Raw genomic sequence first — 17,500 nt, forward strand, 5'->3', positions numbered from 1 at the left:
ATATCATGAAAAAACTACTACTTCTTCTTTCCGTCCTATTGATCCTTACCGGTTGCGAGCCAGATTATGAGCATAATACCGGTTACGAAATGGAATTTGTCTTTTTTAATCCTGATGTTCCCGGCGAGATTATTATTTCTCCGGACTACCAGTTTAAAAATGGCAAAATTCACCAAAACGAGTCCAACGGGATCTATTTTGTGGAATGGAGCCAGTCTGAAGAACGTTTTTCTCTTCGTTTTTTGGCAAATGACCGTAAAATTGACTTCCTCTGGATCGAACAATGGAAATATGAGCACATGGAAGATGCCATTCCGTTTGAAATTATTAAACCAGGCCGTGAGTACCGATTAGAAGAAGATCTATCCTATATGCGTGCCCCTCAAAATGGCTATTATCGACTTGATGTACAACGTTTAAAGCAATAGTAAAAAATGACAATTATCGAACAACTATTATTTACTGCATTTGTCCTGGGCTGCACCTTTGTAAATACCTGGGCCTTTTTTAAAATCCACTTTCTGAAAAAAGAGAATGAGAAACTGAAAAATAAACAAAAATCTTAATCCTAAATCTACCCTGAAATCTATGAACTCAAAAATTACTCTAATAGCCTACGTTTTAGCCGCAATATTCCTTGTACTCTGTATAATAGCTCTTTACCGGGCAATTGTAAAAACACTGAAGCAACGGAAAATTGAAAAACAAATCGAATATTATGAAAAGAACAAAGCCGAAATGATCAAAAAAGGCCTGAAGGAATTCTCTTTTAACCGGGGAAGAACCAGAATTTGGGCTATGAACTACAAAGAAGCCAACGCACACTATCAAGCCAGCCGCAGAAATGGAATGTCTAATATCTAACCCAAATTTCACCATGTCTACGTCTAATCCCAATTCCTTAAAACCTATTCCATGCAGTCTGTCTAAAGGCAAAGCATACAAGATCTTCAACCACTTATCAAAGGGCTATGTTCAAAAAACAATGCACTGGATACAAGTTGAATTCAATCGGAACCCGAACGTTACCGAAGAAGAAGCGAAAAAACGGCATACGCTTAACAGCCTGGAAACAAAAGAGCTCTTTAAATCTCTTGGTTCTCCTTCCGGCTACGAGGAAGTAATCTAAATCAATCATGCCGTTGCAACGGTCTTGCAACGGCTAAATAACTTAACCTATGACCAAGAATGTAAATTATGTAGTGGTTTCAGAATTACCAATACTACACCAGGCACCGTTTACAGAATTCTTAAAAAATAAAACCTTACCAACAGTTGAGAAGGAAAAATCTAGTGCCATTTGCGCACCCATAAAGTTATATCGGCAGTGGTTGAATTTGAGAAGCAAGTAAATGAATTCAAAACAACGGTTAACCGTTCTTTCTTACGGAATTGGGCAATTTGAAGTTATTACTTTCCAAGTATATATTAATCAACTCTTGGACCTCATTTCTATCGCGATCACCCTTAAATTTATAATTAACCATAAATCCCCCTTTATTTTCTAGAGGATCCCAACCAGTGTATTCAATTGTACCGTTAGTTTCTTTCTCTATGTAAGACGATAATTCAGCCAATATGTCATTAGTACCAATTTTATTTTTATGATTAATTATCAATGCAAATTGACCATGAAATTCTTCTCCATTCTCGAATAAATTTTTCCATTCAGCGTTATTGGCTATACTAAACAATCTGGCATTTTCTTTTTGGGCTTCTTCTATTTTTTTTAAATGTTCCTCGTTTCGTTTATTTAGTTGGGCATTTTTCTCTTGCAGATTAGATATTTCCTTTTTATAATTATCAATTTGTAGATTAATGTTCTGCTCCCTTAAAAGTTCACTTTTTTGGTTTTCAAATTTTAATTCTTTTTTATCTCTTTCAAATTTCCTACCTATCTTATCTAATAGGTGTTGATTTTTAATTTCTCTTCTTTTATTAATTTCTCGATAAGTAACCTTTTCAACAATCCTCATAAACAGGTCTTGGAGGAAAGTGTAAACCAAAGCGATTAACAAAGGAACAACCAAAGAAGTATAAATATTTAAATAATTGTCTTCGACAAAAAATATTCTCTTTTCTATAGAAGATTCCGAAAAAAGAAGGATTAAAACGCTTTTCCAATTTATTATCAATAAGGAGATAAAAAAGGAAAATAAAAGAGGGTTTCTTAGACGTTCAGATGATACTTCAAATAAAGATCTGAATTGATTTACTATTCTTTCCAAAGAAGAATTAATTTAAGTTTAGTGAAAAATAATTTTTTAGAATTTATTAAATGTAATTAAATAAAAATAAATACTTTATCTGAACTCTTTTTTAAAATAAAAAAATGTGCTACGAAACCTCTCTTACCAAAACCACCAGGCAAATAGAACAACGCTTTAGTTCTACTATGAAAGTGCCGTTGCTGTATGAGCCGTACTACCATAGAAGCGCTTATACCTATCCTAATTTGTTCTGCATTCCCCAGGAAGATCCTTCAGAAATTTTCCCGATGGAGTGGGGGCTTGTGCCTTTTTGGGTCCACGATCTGGAAAAGCACAGAAATTCCAAGTACAAAAATTGGAACGCGAAGAAAGAAAATGTTTTCACCAGCAAATCTTTTAAGGGATCTATTAAAAACAAACGTTGTCTTATTATAGCAGACGGTTTTTTTGAACCGCATTATGAGCCTGGTGTAAAAGGTGCAATTCCAAAATATTGTTACCTGGAGGAAAGGAAACTTTTCACTTTTGCAGGGATTTACACAGAAATTGATTCTGATTACTGGACAGTAGGCCTAATTACTACAGAGGCTAACGATTTTTTTGCGGAGATCCACAATAGAAAAAAACGGATGCCTCTTGTTTTAGATGAAGATTTTGAGGGGGAGTGGTTAAACCCTTCTCTGAATGAAAAAAATGTCCAGGAACTAATGGACAATGGTTTCACTAAAGAAGATTTCTTTGCCCATACAGTAAGAAGGGATTTCTACACCAGGGACGCAAATTTGAATGTACCGGGAACTTTGGAGCCGGTCGATTAAATTTCCTTATCCAAATTTAGCCTTTAACAACTGCCGGAAGTTTTTGACGTACTTTGACGCAATTTGATGCATTTTGATATATATTTGTAACCAAATTACAAGAAAAAACCCACCTGATTTATCAGGCGGGTTAAAACAAAGCTAAGGGTACTATTATTCACCTTAGATACTTGGCGCTTAGCGCCCTTTAATGATCAGATAGATCAATAATAAAATAATATAATCTTGCATCGTAGTAAGATTTAAAGCGGTTCAACAATCGTTTTATCAAAAGCCGGAGGTCTCCAAACTTGCCGGCTTTTTTAGTGTCTCAAAACACATGGTAAAAGTAATGCTCCTTTTCAACTTCAATAATTTTATTCTAGAAAGCTTTTCAACAAAGTTTTTAACGTAGAGGTAATATTAGCGCTTATAAGTGTAAATTTATCCGCATCCATAACTCTGTAAATCAAGGTTTAAAGGTTTCCTGTTATTAGTGGTGTAAATCTATAAAAGGTAATTGATTTAAAGTGTGACATGTTTTTTGAGGATGCGTAGTTACCACCGATGATTAAAAAAGCCGTTGCCGATTCATTGCAACGGCTTTTTTAATCCTTATTCAATTTAGCCTTTAGTTCTAGGAACTCCTTTTCAAATTTCTCCATAGTCCTGTAGTGGGAATTATCCACTTCAAAAAAACGAAGCGAACTTTTTATAAAGGCAGATCCCACGCTCAGATCTACCATTTGTGATTTAAGTTGACTTTCAAAAACTTCTTTCCACCTTGCCGCTGAGCCCATGTAGTTGCAGTACCGTATAAAAAGGTGATCATCTACATCAATGATCCAGGTTAGTACAACCAACTCAATAATTTCACCATTCCTGGTTCCGGAAAAAAGGTAATCAAAAGAAAATTCCGCCAGGTCATTACCAATGAGGTCCGCAGCAAAGAAATCACTGCATTTTCTTTTTATTAATGGAGGATAAGAGGCCATTCAGCTATTTACAGGATATACAATTAACAAAATAAAACCGAATTCGTCGAAATTCAACGATTTTCGACGGAATAAAACCTTCTTTTCTTAAATTTTCCCAAAAAAGGTTAAATAAAACCAAATAAAACTTTTTAAAAGAAATTCGGCAAAAGTTCGTCGCAATTCGGCGGAATTCGTCGCCTTCTCATTTTCACCTTCCCATCTTAGCAGTCTCTAAAAATCTCAAAGTTGTGAAACTTCGAAATTAAATGGCTGGAAAACAAGACATATCAACGGCATTAAAGCGCCAATTGCGTAGCGGTAAAGAGTACGAGAAACTTATGCCCGCGGTTAAATGCGAGAGCACCCCACTTGGTGAGGGTGACACTTTTTTTACCGTTGATCAAATGCGTGCCTGGGTTGAAAAATACCGCTGGCAAACTGCAAAATTAGCCCTTGTTCTGGAAGGCCAATCATTACAGGAAACTATTGCTAACATCTATAAGTTCTTGTATGACCATGTACAATATACAGCCGATGGCGCACTACAACAGCTGCGCTCTCCGGCTTGTACGTGGTTACAGCGAAAAAACGGGACCGACTGTAAAAGTTTTTCTGTTTTCGCTTCTTCCATTCTTTCCAATCTAGGGATTAAACACGCTATCCGTCAGGTTAGGCAGCCGTATTTCTACCCCGAAGAATTCACACATGTATATGTAGTGGTTTACCAGGATCAAAACAAAGAAACCTATTCAGAAAATGCACCAACGTTTGTGATCGATGCTACGCGTCATCAAAATACTGAAGTCGAATTCATTGAAAAAGCAGACATTCCAATGCAAAAATTACAACATGTGGGCCTTAATGCGCCACAAGATGAGCGCGCGGCGCGAGTCATAGCAAACTTCAACAAGTTTTGCGATCACTTAATTGAAAATGGTGTACCCGTAGCCCAGGTAAATGCCATTAGACAGGAAGTGAATAAATACACTTCCAAGGGACGTGATCCTAAGTTCCGTTTCCATAAAGACGGGATTTCCATCAACGGGAAATTATTCGTTTTAAAATTCAAAAATGAAGAAGGTTTAGGATTTGTGGCTACAGGTACCGCATTAACAGCTGGAAAGAAGTTAATGGATATGCTACCGGCAGATTTTGTTGGTGACACCTTCTTAGCTGTCTTTGCAAATGGTATGGATTTTTCCTGCTGGAATGCAGCTAGTTCTCCACAAGAATCACAGGGAATTATTACCGAATCTATACAACCTTACTTTGAGCAAATTTCCCAAAGATTATCCAATCCTTCAGGTAATGATGATTTAATGCGGAATCTTAACCTTGCCCTGGAAGGCAGTCATAAACTTGCGGCATTGTACCGGGATATGACAAAAAATACCAGCTGGGCAAAATGTACCATAAAAGGTCATGAGGTAATTGCAAAATTTGCGGAAGGGATTAGAGATCATTTTTTAAGCGTGCTCAACAGTCCGGCTTTTAGTTTTTCCAAGAAAACCGTTAACGGAAATGCAGTATTTGCATTCAACGATTTTAAAATCGGGATCGGCGGTGCCGCTAATTTCCCGGTGAGTTATCCACAGGTTACGGCGATTACTCAAAAAGGTTCTTACACTCCACAGAAACCCACAACCCCTACTACCGGTAATGATTATTCTAACGATTATACCAACAATTACCAGCCAACGGGAAGTAACAACGGCGGTTCAACAGATGGCAACGGCGGATCAACGGCTAAGAAATCGAGCAATACCGGAATCATTATAGGGGGAATTACCCTTGCCGCAATGCCTTTTCTTCTTCCAATGATGAAGAAAGGTGCAACAGATAAGCCAGCAAGTAAACCTGCAAAAAAAGCGAAGAAGTAATGAGCTGTATTTCTGCCATAGTACGAAGATTGGAAGTTGCCGCAATAGGACCGGTAGCCGATGCCCTTAAAATTGTTTTAGAAGGGGATATCGAAACCACGTATAAGGCCGATGCTAATATTCTGGACGTTTCAGCTTCAGAAGATATGGAGATTTGGTTTAACAAGATCTTCTCCAGTTGGTTTTCAAGCTTAACCGCTAGGTTGACCGTGGCAGATGACTTCAAGGTTTTAACGGCCAATGATTTCACGCAGGAACTAAACCAGGTTATAGAAGCTTTGGAAGTTGCCCGTGCTTATTATGCGCAGCAAGCGAATTTCGAAATTATTTCCAGCCTGGAGAATGTAGCCCTGCAAAAAGCAGCGATTTGTGAAATAGCAGCTAAGGCAGTAGTTACAGCTTATGAGGTAGCCCTTAACACTTATGGTAGTGAATTTACCGGTAGGGAATGGGTTTCCATCCAGGCAAATTTTTTTGAAGGTTCTACACCTGAACCTTACCAGTGGCAGAAAAAAAACATCATTGTTAACCTCATAAACTTTAACAACGTGGCAGTAGAAAATTCAGAAAATCAGGAACAACCAGTGCAAACGCGGGTACCGCAATATTTGCCCTGGGTATTCACGGCGGCTTTTGGCATCATTGCCTGGAGCGCAGCCTCTAAAAAGTAAAAAAGCAGCAGTAACGGACACAAGTAAATTAATAATTAATCTTTAAATCTAAATCTATGAAGTTCGGAAAAATAACTTCTAAAACAGTCAGTAGTAATGCGGTTTCCTTTGGTGGCGCAATTGCTGGCGGTGCTTTGTCCGGTGGTATTGTTACCCTTGTGCCGGATGAGCAAAAGATCTATGCTCGTGGTGGTATTGCCGCAGCTGGATTATTGGGAGCTGCTGCCGTTAAGGGTACCAGTTCAAGTGATAACCTTGTAAAATTCCTTCTTGTTGGGATGGCTATTCGCCAGGGAACAGAAATGATCAAGGAATTTGCAGAAAAAGAAATGCAACCTGTAGACGAAAGTACTACTACTGCCAACAAGTTTGTTGCCGGGATGGTAGGTCTTGCCTGTCCAGATTGCGACAATCATGTGCGTGCTCTTAATGCTGCACCGGTGATCAATTTCGACGATATTTCTTCTGAAAGACCAACGCCACGTATCGCCGCATTGTATTCTGAAGCTCCGCAACGCGAAGTATCAGGAATGTTTTAGCAACCAATTTTTATCCATTTATAAATCATCATTCATCAACAATCATTCATTAATCAAAAACGAACATCAAAATGAAAAATAGAGAAAAACTTTTAAGCGCAGCAGCTTTTCTTATTGCCGTTGCATATGCTTTTTCAAACGAATTGGCGCAGCTTATTAATAGCGAACAGGTAAGGCTTACCCGTCATACCGTATTTGTGAGAAAAGAAGTTACCAACGCCGGTGGTCAAATCAGGATCATTGACGAAAACACGAAGAAAGTAGACGGTGTTTCTTCTATTAGTGAAACAAAACTTCCGAAGAACCAGGCACAAATCTTTGATAAGATCGCTATTGGTTTTGGTGAAGCAGATGCACAGGGAGAAGAAGGAACTGTAGATTACACAGCTTCTAAAGCTCCGGCAATTGCCAGGAATTCTAGTATTGTAATTACACAAAATGGCCGCGAAGTAGTAGATCTTCCTTTGGCAGATGTTGTAAAAGCAATTTCTCCTGGATCTCCAGAAGATTATTACCACGATTTAGAAGGCTTCAACTACCTGGTAGACGATCAGCCTATGGACTGGTACCTAAGACTACCTAACGGAAAAGTTTTAGCTCCTTCTGCTGCCGGTAAATTCGTTTACATGGAAGTTAGACTGCAAGGTTTCAAAACTTCCAGAAAAGCCTAAAAATAAAAATTTGGTTGGTTAAATAGTGTGAAAAGCCCTGGCCGCTATATGGGTTCAGGGCTTTTTTAATTCTCACCTCAAATACAACAAAATGAAAAAAGTAGAATGGAAAACCCTTAATGTTACCCTTAAAACAGGGCAAACATTAGCGGAAAAAGAAATTTCCCTTAATCAAGGGGATCGCATTGTTTCGGCGGCCTCTTTTAGCGGAAATAAAGATAAAGTCGTGAATCTGGAGCTCATGGAAAACGGTAATACTGTTTCTGCGGCTATGGATCTGGATTTTTGGAAAAAAAGCAATGCCGGGAAATATTTGGATGGTTTTAAGCCCATTGAATATAAAGGTGGTTCCACTGTGAAGGCTGTTTTGTTCACCGATACTGCATTGGGTGCAGATCTTCCTGTACAAGTAGTATTCGGGATCATAAAAGACGACACCACATGCTAGACAACGGACTAAAAAAGGCTCACCTGGGCTTTAAAAAGATTACTGAAGATACCACCTTCAGCATCAAAGGAATGATAGAACCAACATTCTACAACTTTGGTCCTGAGAATGTTCGTGTGTACCATACTGTAGTGAAGCCGGGCGAATCCTTTTTAGCCGGTGTTCATGGAATGGTGATGGAAGGGGAGTTTCCGATAGTATTCCAGGGAGAAAATAAAAATGCAAGGGACCTTTTGTGTTACTACGGAAGCCCAATTGATAACTGCGAATAATAAATTATGGCAAAGCAAAATATAGCAGAAATAATAGAATGGTTAAGCCGGAACGATCTTAACCGTCTGGAAGTCTTTAACGTGGATACCGAAAAGGAGGTAGACAAGTGTTTGAGTTACGAGGACCTTCAAAAGTTTGATGCCCCCAGGGATTATTTTTTAGCCCTGGCAGAAAAAGGAATCAGAGCTGTACAGGTACAACGGAAAATCAAAAATGGTTCTTCCTGGAGAAGGGAAGGCTGCGGATTAAACTTTGCCATAGATAAGAAGAACGTTGCTGCAAGTGGTGGTCAGGCTCAGCCGGCTGCCACGCCGCAACTCTTTGGAAATGCTTCACAAGGGCTTAACGGCTCAATTGCGGGATTAGGTTTCCCGGAAATCATGAGTATGCGAAGCCAGGCAGACCGCTTTACAGATGTTAAGGAATTGGCTGAAGAACTGAAGAAAAGAAATGCTGAACTGGAGGCCGATAATAAGCGTTTAGAGCGTGAGAACATGAAGTTGGAGAATGATGTAGAAAAACAATCCAAACCTTCAGCAGTAGATAAATTACTGGAAGCATTTGCTCAAAACCCACAGGCTATTTTAGGAGGTATTGCTTCGCTAAAATCAAACGGACAGCCGGGATTAAACAGCCCTCAGCCACAAGCTCCGCAATTGTCGGATGTAAAAAGCATGGTTGTAGATCTTATTTCCAATAACAGAGAGCTTAACGATGAACACGCCACCGGTGTGTATCATCTACTTTCCCAGGCATTGCAGGGAAATCAAAAATTTATCAATGATTATATCAAACTATTACAGGATCACAAAATAATAAAGAATGGCAGCAACGGTACTGGTAACGGGTAGTACGCCCGAAGAAGAAATAAAAAAAACTAAGGCTTTAAGTTTTATGGCCAACAATTTAACGCTTCAGGAAATTACCAGGCTTGAAGAAATGGCCAGAAGCGGAAAAGCCCGTGCAATGCTCAACGAGAATTGGGCAATGCTCCAAACTTTTATCTAAACATGATACCTCTAATCTTATCATCTATGGCTTTATCTGCAATTCCGATCGTTGGCAAAACACAATCCAAAGTAGCGAAATATGCAATTCCTGTTTTGGGGATTGTGGTTATTGGCGGTGTGGCTTACGTCGGCTACAAGTACCTGAAAAAGGACGAACCGCCGAAACTTAATGAAAATCCCAATTACGATAAGAGCACCATTAACCAGGTTCAGGCTTTATCAATTGCAGATCGCCTTTATGCGGCAATGGTTATAAGCGGAACTGATGAAGAAGCTATTTACGAGGCTTTAACCGATCTAAGCTACAATGACTTTGTAAAAGTGTATGAAGCCTTTGGCCGCCGGCAGTACTCCAAATTTTGGGGAAATGAAGGCGATCCTTTAACGAGCGATAAGCATCATTTAATTACCTGGCTTACAAATGAACTTTCTACGGAAGAAATTAAAGCCATAGAAAAAACAATTCCTAACCTGCTCAGCGTGGGCGTTGGCACCTAGAACTATGATCACCAGGCAATTTAAAATAGTAGATGAATTTGGAAGTCCGCTGTACAAGGCGCATGCTTCTATATCTAGCCAGAACGGTGCCGTGGCAAACTCAACCGGGTTTGCCATGCTTACCGGGAATCCTGAAGATCAGGTAAGGATCAGTTTTGTTGGGAGAAAGCCCAAAGTATTTTCCCTGGAGAATATTCCTCCAGTCGTAACCCTTGAAATGAATATTGAAGCTATGCCAGAAGTAGTAGTACAATCAAACCCCAAAGAAACGCCGAAATATTTGTGGCCGGCAATAGGAGCCACAGTAGGACTTTTGATCTTAATGAGTGTGGGATCAGAACCTAAGAAAGTCACTTTGTAATGCTTATATACGAAGAAAATGTACCGTCGAGCTACAGAGCTCCTTTTATTGCAAAAGTGCAGGAAGTTAGCTCCAGATTGGGAATTAACCCAAACTGGTTGATGGCAATCATGAATTGGGAAAGTGCAAGGACCTTTTCTCCTTCTGTCAAGAACCCTCTTTCAAGTGCTACAGGCCTAATCCAGTTTATGCGTGATACCGCAATTGATCTTGGAACCACAGTTGAACAATTGGCGCAAATGTCCGCAGTTGATCAGTTGGAATGGGTGTATAGGTATTATGCCAGGTACAGATCTAAGCTAAATAGCTATACAGATCTATACCTAACAACTTTCTATCCGGTAGCTGTTGGAAAGCCTTCCAATTTTGTTTTAGGAACTTCAGATTCCAGGATTAGAGCTATTGCAAAAAGTAACCCGGCTTTTGACGTAAACAAAGATTTAAAGATCACCAAGGGCGAAATTGAGCAGGTAATGCTACGTAAGATCCCTTCTAACTGGATCAACGAGTTTAAAAAAAAAACGGCGCGCTAAACCTATTGTTAGTGGCCGGAATAGTGGCCGCCGGTTATGCACTTGTGCAAAGTGAAAGCGAAAATTCTAAACTAAAGAAAAAGTAAATGCCAGGATTAATAGTAGATAAAGTTGGGAAAGGAAGTGTAGTGAATAATACAAATATTCAGTACGCTTCGCCTGTTTATAATATTACGGAACTCAATGAACTAACCGCCGCAAAACCTGAAGCTGTTAAAGATCAGCAACGGCGTTTTGTTCGCGAGGAAAACTCCTATTACTACTATAATGCCGGCAACAATACCTGGGCGCCGGTAACTGAGGAAGTGGTTTCTCCCTCCAAGCCGAAAATCTATGCAGATCCGGTTAATGATCTACAAGAGCTTCAAGCCCTTCCGGAAAAAGATCTGGAAGATCAGCAACATAGATTTGTTAATCTGGAGAATGCTTACTTCTTCTATAATGGAGATATAAACAAGTGGGAGAAAGTTAATCCTGAAACCGAAATTCCATTTGCCCCAAAATCAAAAGAACTTCCTAAAGGTCGGAAGGATCAGCAGTATTTTATCACTGAACATGGAACGAATAAAGTGATTCCTGATTATCTGTTAAAGCGGGGAATTATTGTTCAAACCCAGCGGGAATTTGAAGTAGCCAGTAGTGCCGGGATTAATTTAGAGGAAGTTTTTAAGAGATGGGATATGTTTTCTCATTATTCCGGTAGTCATAATCCAGGAGATAGAACTTATGGAGATGTTTCCCCTTCAAGTTTTCCTGCATTAAATCCAAATGATGGTGATGCAGTAAGTTTGACTTCTGAAGAATTTTACAGACAAACGGCATGGGGATATGATCCAGTAAATGAAAGGATTTACTTAAATAAAAATTATCATCCATGCACGGGCTTTATTTCACCGCGCGAATTCGCTTATTACAATTTTGAAGCTACAATGTCCTCTCCGAATGCAGATGATGATTTTATGGCTTTAGTTATTGCTTTTTGGACAGATCCAAAAACAGGCTATGAACATACATTATCCGTTGTGAGGTGTATGATAGAGAATTCAGGGCAGGGGGATTATTCTTATAGCCTGATATATAACTTTTCTCAAACTACTGAAGAAACAATTATAGATGGTACTCACTTAGCGCCTTATCCTGTTGGTGGTTCAGGAGGTTGGAATACCTATGGGCCAACACGGGTTTCTGTAGTTAGAGCCGGAGATACTTTTCAAATTAAAACATCTCAATTCGGTTCGGATGTAATTGATGATGCTACTTTAATAGAATTAAATTTAGCTGATTTTCCACAACTAGAGGGCTTTTCCGTTGCAAGTAGAGTGGGTTTTGCTGCCAGATCTCAAAAAGATGCTTATTTCTCTGATGTTTATTTCTCTGGACTGACAGATTATATTTTTTGGCCTAAAGAAGATTTTTACGACACTTTTGAGTACAACCAGGAATTAGAAGAATTTATCCTTCAAGATCCGCAGACCGTGTTTTGTAAAGATTACTTTGGAATGAACAGATTTGTAGATTCATATATGTTCAGGAAGAAATTCTATATCACTGAACGTGATGAAATTATTTGTTTTCAAGGAGATGAAGGTGTTTCCTGGGACCCGAATAATGCTCTTGTTCTTGGTTCCGACTTAAAACCTTTCTTAAATAAAGCTGATTTAGGTTCTGGATCAGGAGCGGCAACAATTACGAAGGCTACTATTTCAGAAATGATTGCTGACCAGGGCAACCAGCTTCAAGGAGATATTGTAAAAGTAACTGATGCGAGTGAAGATCCTACAGTGGAAGCCGGAACCTGGTATTATGAATATTTAGGCACGCTCAATGGAACTTTAGAAGATTACAGGAAGCTAACCCAAGAGGAAATCAACGATATTAAAGGGAATTCTACTAATGATCCAGCACGTAGAGATTTCACAGGGGAATTAGATCTTTCTGAAGGTAAAAATGTTGCATATAAAGATTACGCGGCTGGGGATCTGGTTAATATTACAGCAAGTGCTGTTAAGAAAATTTGGAGTTTTGCTACAGTCCGAATAAAAGGGGATTTGGTTGGATCTATTCCTGCACAATGGAATTATTCAGGTCCTGCAATATCTCCTTCTCCTTTAAAAGTTAATGAGTTATCAGCATTATGTATCACAGATACCGATATCAGAATAGTTAACAGGATATTTGATTATTTCGACACAGAGGCACCTACAGTACCCCAAAATCTTACTTCATCAGCCGTAACAGATTCATCTATGCAACTTAATTGGGATGAATCTATAGATAATGTTGGAGTAGAAAGTTATAATGTAAAACGGGTAAGCCTTTCAGATAATAATGAAATTGTAATTTCAACTTCTACTAATTCTTTATTAGTGGAAAATTTAATTGCAGAGACTGACTATAGTGTTTCTGTAACGGCTATTGATTTAGACGGTAATGAATCTGATCCAAGTGATGTTTTACTTATTACTACTGAACCTGCTTCTTTATATACTTCAGAATATCAGGCTTGGCTTAATCATGCTGATCAAAATGGATATGTATTGCCTACAGATGAACAAAAATTAATAGACAATCAAAAAATAATTAATTTAAAAACTGAAGAAGTATGGGATGAACTAGATGTCCTATACTTTGGTGGAGCTGTTTATGAACCAACATCATTTGATACTAACTTTTATCGAATAAATGCTAAAAATCCAGGGACATTTACAAAAACTTCACCTGTGGGGGAAGAACCTAATCCAGATATTCATCAACCTACATGGGTAAGTGGAGTTGGTTTTACCGGAGGAAACGGGAAACATTTTAGAACAGCATTTAATCCTTCTCTTCATGCAAATAAATTATCCCAGATAAGTGGAAGCTTAATAATGAATGTAATTGTACCAGATCCTTACGATCAAAGTTGGATTATGGGGGCTAGAGATACAGTTAATGATAATCAAATACTTATTGGTAATACACCTCAGAATACTATGATGTGTAGATTATTAGAAAATGGGCCGAATGTAGTTCTAGAATCTCAAGCAGCATTAAATGGGCATTGGCATTTAGCAACTACAGGAACTAGTTTTAATATATATAAAGATGGCGAAAATGTTGGTTCAAAAAACCCAAATATTGGTAATTTACCTAATGCTGAACTTTATATTTTCGGATATAACGAAAACGGAACTCTCACAACAACTAATGGTATAACAACTTTGAAATATCTTGCCTTTGGTAGTGATTTGGAAGCAAAAGAAGCTGTAATAAGAAGTATAATGAACGAAACCTACTAATATGAATCCTTTTATACACGCTCTTTTTACTGAGTATGGAGAAATGATACAAGTTACAGAAGTAGGAGAAACACTTGCTTATACTTGGTTTGGTCGTCCAAATATTGTATTTTCTGAAGAAGCTAATAAATATTGGGTAGGTTCTACAAGAGATATTTTAGAAGGCACAACACAGCACGTTACGGAATTTGATCTAATCAATAATACATATACTCCTGTTAGAGTGGGTACAGTCTACGAGAAAGATGATCATAACCAAGCGCAAATTTTAATTCGATCAAGCGATAAAAGACTAATTGCTTTTTATTCTGAGCATAATGGAGCTGCTATAAGGTATAGAATTAGTACAAATCCTTTAAGCGGTTTAGAGTGGGGCGAAGAAAATATTCTGAATCCTGGAGGGACTTATACTTATCCTTCACCTTATCAGTCTACCAATGGAAATATATTTTTATTTTACAGAACCGGGCATTACTGGAGATACATTAAATCTACTGATGGTGGGGAAACCTTTGGATCACCAGTTCTGTTCTATGATAACAACAACAGAAAAGCGTATCTAATAAGTAGCCAGGACGGAGATAAGGTTCATTTTGTCGGTTCTTCCGGTCATCCCAATTTTAATTCTGATTTAAATCTGCATACTTGCCACTTCTATTTTGACTTAATAACAGAAACTTTTCACCAAACAACAGGAGAAGTAATACCTGTTCCCTTTGCTTCTGAAAATGCAACAACAGTAAACCAACCTACAAGGAATGATAGTTCTTGGATTTTAGATGTAACCACCAAAAACAGGAACCCAAGAGTCTTATATATATTATATCCTGATGCTTTTATAGCAGATTTTTTTGTGAAGCATTTATACTTTGCTGAATTCATTAATGGAAGTTGGGAAAAAACTTTCATAGCAGAAACTATGAGTGGATATATGTATTCCGGAGAAAAAGGTTATTCAGGTGCATCACGGTTTGATGCTTCAAATCCAGATATAATTTGGATGCCAAAACAAGTGGGCGGAATTTTAGAAATTCACAAAGTAGACCTTAATAAAACAGGAAGCAGAAAAATTGAGCAAATTACTTTTAATTCAGAAGTAGATAATTGGAGACCTATTTCCTGTACAGCTCCTAAAAATAATTTGCTTTGGCTCAAAAACAATAGGTATACCACCTTCACAGATTATGATATCAGCTTAATAGCTAAAACTGTTTAGGTTTAACAAAAAATCATTCATTTAATTCATCATCAATCATGTCAACATCACAAAAACCAAAAATCCTACAAATCATCGAAAATGAAAATTGGAAAAAACAGCTGCTTTATGGCTCGATACTGGCAATCTTCTTCCTGCTCTTATGCTGGTTCGGGGACGTTACCTCATTTTTGGCAGTTATCGCCGTTAGCGTAATCGCAGCAGGGAAAGAACACTACATGCACGATATTACCGGGGAACTTAATTACAGGAATTTTATGCTCCTGGTTTTTCCGGTTCTTATCATTCACATTATTCTGCACTGGTAAAAAGTTCTGCAGTAGCGCTTTTTTTGGCGTTGCTCGAGGAACGTCATTTTTGGCGTTAAGATCCTTGAATCAAAATTTCATCATCATTCATCAATCCCTTAATCATTCATCATGAAAAAATTCCCATTATTTTTATTACTCCTTTCCTTCAGTGCTTTTGCTCAGGAAGAAAACCGTTTTGATCAACCATTCGAGAAAGCAGATATTGCTTTTACAAACAGTTTAACTGAAGTTCCTGGAGCTTCACCCGCTGCGGTCAATGCCGTTCTGAAATTCATGGAAGAAAACAAATATTCCGGAGCCGCTAAGGAAGCAGCTGAATTAACAGATCAGCAACCGGAAGTTAAGGCTTTTGAAAAACAGCTTCAGGAAGATCTAAACGAAATTCAGAGAAAGGTTTTAGATCCGTTAAATAAGGAAACGGATATTGACACCATTACCACATTGTTTAGAGTTGTTTTTATCAATGGTGAAAGTGCAAAAATCACTTCATCTGCCGGCGGCAAAAATTTTAAAATTTCAGTAAATCCAGAGATTAATCCCTTCGGTTATGTTTTAGCTGTTGATCGAGAATATACGATTAGTATAGAAGTCGATAAAAACCTAATGTATGACTTGCAAACACGTGGGCAGACCGGTACTGTAGAAGCTCGTATGCTTTGGTTTGCAGTCTCAAAGTATCAATTGGGCCGCGATGTACGTCAGATGCAGGAGTATATGGAAGAAGAGCCAGGTTATGACCGCAGCCCTAGACACCACTAATAGTAGAAACCGCAAAAAGCCCCCGCCCTATGGTATTATTATTTCAATCGGCCTCAGATGCCGTACAGTTGCTATCCATAAAAGAAGTTAGCGGTTTTGGCCTTCTTATTGCCTTTGGTGCTTACCAGGTCTGGCAAAATAAGATCCTGAAGGATGATTTGAAGGATAAGGACGCCAAAATTGACGCCATTGTAAAAGAACATCTACAGGATCTTAGGGAAGGAACCCGAGACGCTGTTACCATGGCCACAAAATATGAAACCCTGGTTGCCCAGGTAAGTGCACTTAATACACACCGCCATGGCAGCAGACACAACTAACCTTTCTTACGTAGAGAAATACCGCAGGCAACGTAAAAAGATGCGTGCACTTCTGGAAATCATAGATGATCAGAAAAATGAATTCTTCCGGAAAGAAAAGGAAAAACAAAATTCGGTACCATGTTAGATAAAATCAAGACAGAGCATTTTATTATTGCTTTTCTGGTGGTTTTACTTCTCCTGGATGGATGCCAGGGAGAAAAAAAGCCGGACACAGTTATTGAAACTAAAATTACTGAGAAAATTATTACTGAAGTAGATAGCTCCAGTAATTCAGCTATTAAGGATCGTAAACCTGAAAAAGTTTCAGTTATAGAAAACCGGGATCATGTAGAAGTGGTTCCGGAACCGGAAAAGCTTTCTCCTGAAGAAAAGGAAAAAGTAAAGCCGGCTTTTCGGTACCAGGACACAACGCATTTCGATAATGCGACAATTTATAGTGATATTTTAAGCGAAGGAAGAATTCTGAAGCTGGATCTTAAAACTTCCATAGATCACCTGGAACGGACGATAGAAACCACAAAACAAACTACCAGGCAAGCCGGTGGTTTTTTTGTTTCTCCAGCTATCAGCTATACTCCAATGTTCGGAATAGAAGATATATCGGGAGGATTAACTTATATCAAAGGAAATTTCGGTGCTACGGTTTCCGGCTATTATAATTTCCGGCCATTTATAGCGCAAATGGAATTTCATCAAAGAAATCCGTTTGGTGTCCGGGTCCAAATTCATATAAAATTATAACATC

Annotated in this window: 25 protein-coding genes; 23 read left to right on the top strand and 2 right to left on the bottom strand. The window is 38.4% G+C overall.

The window, feature by feature from the left end; all coding sequences use genetic code 11:
* Positions 1 to 5 precede the first annotated feature (5 nt).
* The 4 genes from RM549_RS06140 to RM549_RS06155 all read left to right on the top strand — a co-directional run bounded on the left by RM549_RS06140 (position 6) and on the right by RM549_RS06155 (position 1,352).
* Entirely contained in the window at positions 6 to 428 is a 423-nt protein-coding gene (locus RM549_RS06140) for a hypothetical protein (RefSeq protein ID WP_311682838.1), read from the top strand.
* A 160-nt stretch (positions 429 to 588) separates the two neighbouring features.
* Positions 589 to 864: a hypothetical protein gene (locus RM549_RS06145; RefSeq protein WP_311682840.1), complete on the top strand. Its 276-nt coding sequence runs from the start codon at positions 589 to 591 to the stop codon at positions 862 to 864.
* Between the two features lie 121 nt (positions 865 to 985).
* Positions 986 to 1,129 (top strand): hypothetical protein, encoded by a 144-nt coding sequence (locus RM549_RS06150; protein ID WP_311682842.1) that lies wholly within the window; start codon positions 986 to 988, stop codon positions 1,127 to 1,129.
* 49 nt (positions 1,130 to 1,178) lie between these two features.
* Positions 1,179 to 1,352 (top strand): hypothetical protein, encoded by a 174-nt coding sequence (locus tag RM549_RS06155; RefSeq protein WP_311682843.1) that lies wholly within the window; start codon positions 1,179 to 1,181, stop codon positions 1,350 to 1,352.
* Positions 1,353 to 1,370: 18 nt separating this feature from the next.
* Here the strand turns inward: RM549_RS06155 and RM549_RS06160 are convergent, their stop codons facing one another.
* Complete coding sequence (locus RM549_RS06160; RefSeq protein WP_311682845.1) at positions 1,371 to 2,228, bottom strand: hypothetical protein; 858 nt, start codon at positions 2,226 to 2,228, stop codon at positions 1,371 to 1,373.
* A 104-nt stretch (positions 2,229 to 2,332) separates the two neighbouring features.
* Between RM549_RS06160 and RM549_RS06165 the strand changes: the two genes are divergently transcribed.
* Positions 2,333 to 3,028: an SOS response-associated peptidase gene (locus tag RM549_RS06165; protein ID WP_311682847.1), complete on the top strand. Its 696-nt coding sequence runs from the start codon at positions 2,333 to 2,335 to the stop codon at positions 3,026 to 3,028.
* A gap of 587 nt (positions 3,029 to 3,615) precedes the next feature.
* Here RM549_RS06165 and RM549_RS06170 read toward each other — a convergent pair.
* A complete protein-coding gene (locus RM549_RS06170; RefSeq protein ID WP_311682849.1) occupies positions 3,616 to 4,002 on the bottom strand; it encodes a hypothetical protein in 387 nt (128 codons plus the stop codon).
* A 248-nt stretch (positions 4,003 to 4,250) separates the two neighbouring features.
* Here RM549_RS06170 and RM549_RS06175 point away from each other — a divergent pair, with 248 nt between their 5' ends.
* From RM549_RS06175 to RM549_RS06260, 18 genes are all read left to right on the top strand, one after another.
* Complete coding sequence (locus tag RM549_RS06175; RefSeq protein ID WP_311682851.1) at positions 4,251 to 5,864, top strand: hypothetical protein; 1,614 nt, start codon at positions 4,251 to 4,253, stop codon at positions 5,862 to 5,864.
* Positions 5,864 to 6,535, top strand: coding sequence for a hypothetical protein (locus tag RM549_RS06180; protein WP_311682852.1), 672 nt, complete (start codon positions 5,864 to 5,866; stop codon positions 6,533 to 6,535). Before RM549_RS06175 ends, RM549_RS06180 begins: the two co-directional genes overlap by 1 nt.
* A 56-nt stretch (positions 6,536 to 6,591) precedes the next feature.
* A complete protein-coding gene (locus RM549_RS06185) occupies positions 6,592 to 7,074 on the top strand; it encodes a hypothetical protein (protein ID WP_311682854.1) in 483 nt (160 codons plus the stop codon).
* Positions 7,075 to 7,145: 71 nt separating this feature from the next.
* Positions 7,146 to 7,745, top strand: a complete 600-nt coding sequence (locus tag RM549_RS06190) for a hypothetical protein (RefSeq protein ID WP_311682856.1) — start codon at positions 7,146 to 7,148, stop codon at positions 7,743 to 7,745.
* A 91-nt stretch (positions 7,746 to 7,836) separates the two neighbouring features.
* A complete protein-coding gene (locus tag RM549_RS06195) occupies positions 7,837 to 8,193 on the top strand; it encodes a hypothetical protein (RefSeq protein ID WP_311682858.1) in 357 nt (118 codons plus the stop codon).
* The gene (locus RM549_RS06200; protein WP_311682860.1) at positions 8,187 to 8,465 is read left to right on the top strand and encodes a hypothetical protein; all 279 of its coding nucleotides are present in this window, start codon (positions 8,187 to 8,189) and stop codon (positions 8,463 to 8,465) included. Before RM549_RS06195 ends, RM549_RS06200 begins: the two co-directional genes overlap by 7 nt.
* Before the next feature lie 6 nt (positions 8,466 to 8,471).
* Entirely contained in the window at positions 8,472 to 9,317 is an 846-nt protein-coding gene (locus RM549_RS06205; RefSeq protein ID WP_311682862.1) for a hypothetical protein, read from the top strand.
* Positions 9,289 to 9,474 carry a hypothetical protein gene (locus RM549_RS06210; RefSeq protein ID WP_311682864.1) on the top strand — a complete coding sequence of 62 codons (186 nt, stop codon included), beginning with the start codon at positions 9,289 to 9,291 and terminating at the stop codon, positions 9,472 to 9,474. Before RM549_RS06205 ends, RM549_RS06210 begins: the two co-directional genes overlap by 29 nt.
* 2 nt (positions 9,475 to 9,476) lie before the next feature.
* Positions 9,477 to 9,974 carry a hypothetical protein gene (locus RM549_RS06215; protein ID WP_311682866.1) on the top strand — a complete coding sequence of 166 codons (498 nt, stop codon included), beginning with the start codon at positions 9,477 to 9,479 and terminating at the stop codon, positions 9,972 to 9,974.
* A gap of 4 nt (positions 9,975 to 9,978) precedes the next feature.
* Positions 9,979 to 10,335 carry a hypothetical protein gene (locus RM549_RS06220; protein ID WP_311682867.1) on the top strand — a complete coding sequence of 119 codons (357 nt, stop codon included), beginning with the start codon at positions 9,979 to 9,981 and terminating at the stop codon, positions 10,333 to 10,335.
* The gene (locus RM549_RS06225) at positions 10,335 to 10,868 is read left to right on the top strand and encodes a transglycosylase SLT domain-containing protein (protein WP_311682868.1); all 534 of its coding nucleotides are present in this window, start codon (positions 10,335 to 10,337) and stop codon (positions 10,866 to 10,868) included. The genes RM549_RS06220 and RM549_RS06225 overlap by 1 nt, the downstream gene beginning before the upstream one ends.
* Positions 10,869 to 10,954: 86 nt before the next feature.
* Positions 10,955 to 14,146, top strand: coding sequence for a fibronectin type III domain-containing protein (locus tag RM549_RS06230; protein WP_311682869.1), 3,192 nt, complete (start codon positions 10,955 to 10,957; stop codon positions 14,144 to 14,146).
* A 1-nt stretch (position 14,147) separates the two neighbouring features.
* Entirely contained in the window at positions 14,148 to 15,362 is a 1,215-nt protein-coding gene (locus tag RM549_RS06235; RefSeq protein WP_311682870.1) for a BNR-4 repeat-containing protein, read from the top strand.
* A gap of 38 nt (positions 15,363 to 15,400) precedes the next feature.
* Positions 15,401 to 15,670, top strand: a complete 270-nt coding sequence (locus RM549_RS06240; protein ID WP_311682871.1) for a hypothetical protein — start codon at positions 15,401 to 15,403, stop codon at positions 15,668 to 15,670.
* Positions 15,671 to 15,781: 111 nt separating this feature from the next.
* Positions 15,782 to 16,432 (top strand): hypothetical protein, encoded by a 651-nt coding sequence (locus tag RM549_RS06245; protein WP_311682872.1) that lies wholly within the window; start codon positions 15,782 to 15,784, stop codon positions 16,430 to 16,432.
* A gap of 29 nt (positions 16,433 to 16,461) precedes the next feature.
* Positions 16,462 to 16,752: a hypothetical protein gene (locus RM549_RS06250; RefSeq protein ID WP_311682874.1), complete on the top strand. Its 291-nt coding sequence runs from the start codon at positions 16,462 to 16,464 to the stop codon at positions 16,750 to 16,752.
* Positions 16,733 to 16,879, top strand: coding sequence for a hypothetical protein (locus RM549_RS06255; protein WP_311682876.1), 147 nt, complete (start codon positions 16,733 to 16,735; stop codon positions 16,877 to 16,879). The genes RM549_RS06250 and RM549_RS06255 overlap by 20 nt, the downstream gene beginning before the upstream one ends.
* Positions 16,873 to 17,496, top strand: a complete 624-nt coding sequence (locus tag RM549_RS06260) for a hypothetical protein (protein WP_311682878.1) — start codon at positions 16,873 to 16,875, stop codon at positions 17,494 to 17,496. Before RM549_RS06255 ends, RM549_RS06260 begins: the two co-directional genes overlap by 7 nt.
* The last annotated feature ends 4 nt before the right edge of the window (positions 17,497 to 17,500 follow it).

The organism is Autumnicola patrickiae (assembly GCF_031846525.1).
Classification (GTDB): domain Bacteria; phylum Bacteroidota; class Bacteroidia; order Flavobacteriales; family Flavobacteriaceae; genus Autumnicola; species Autumnicola patrickiae.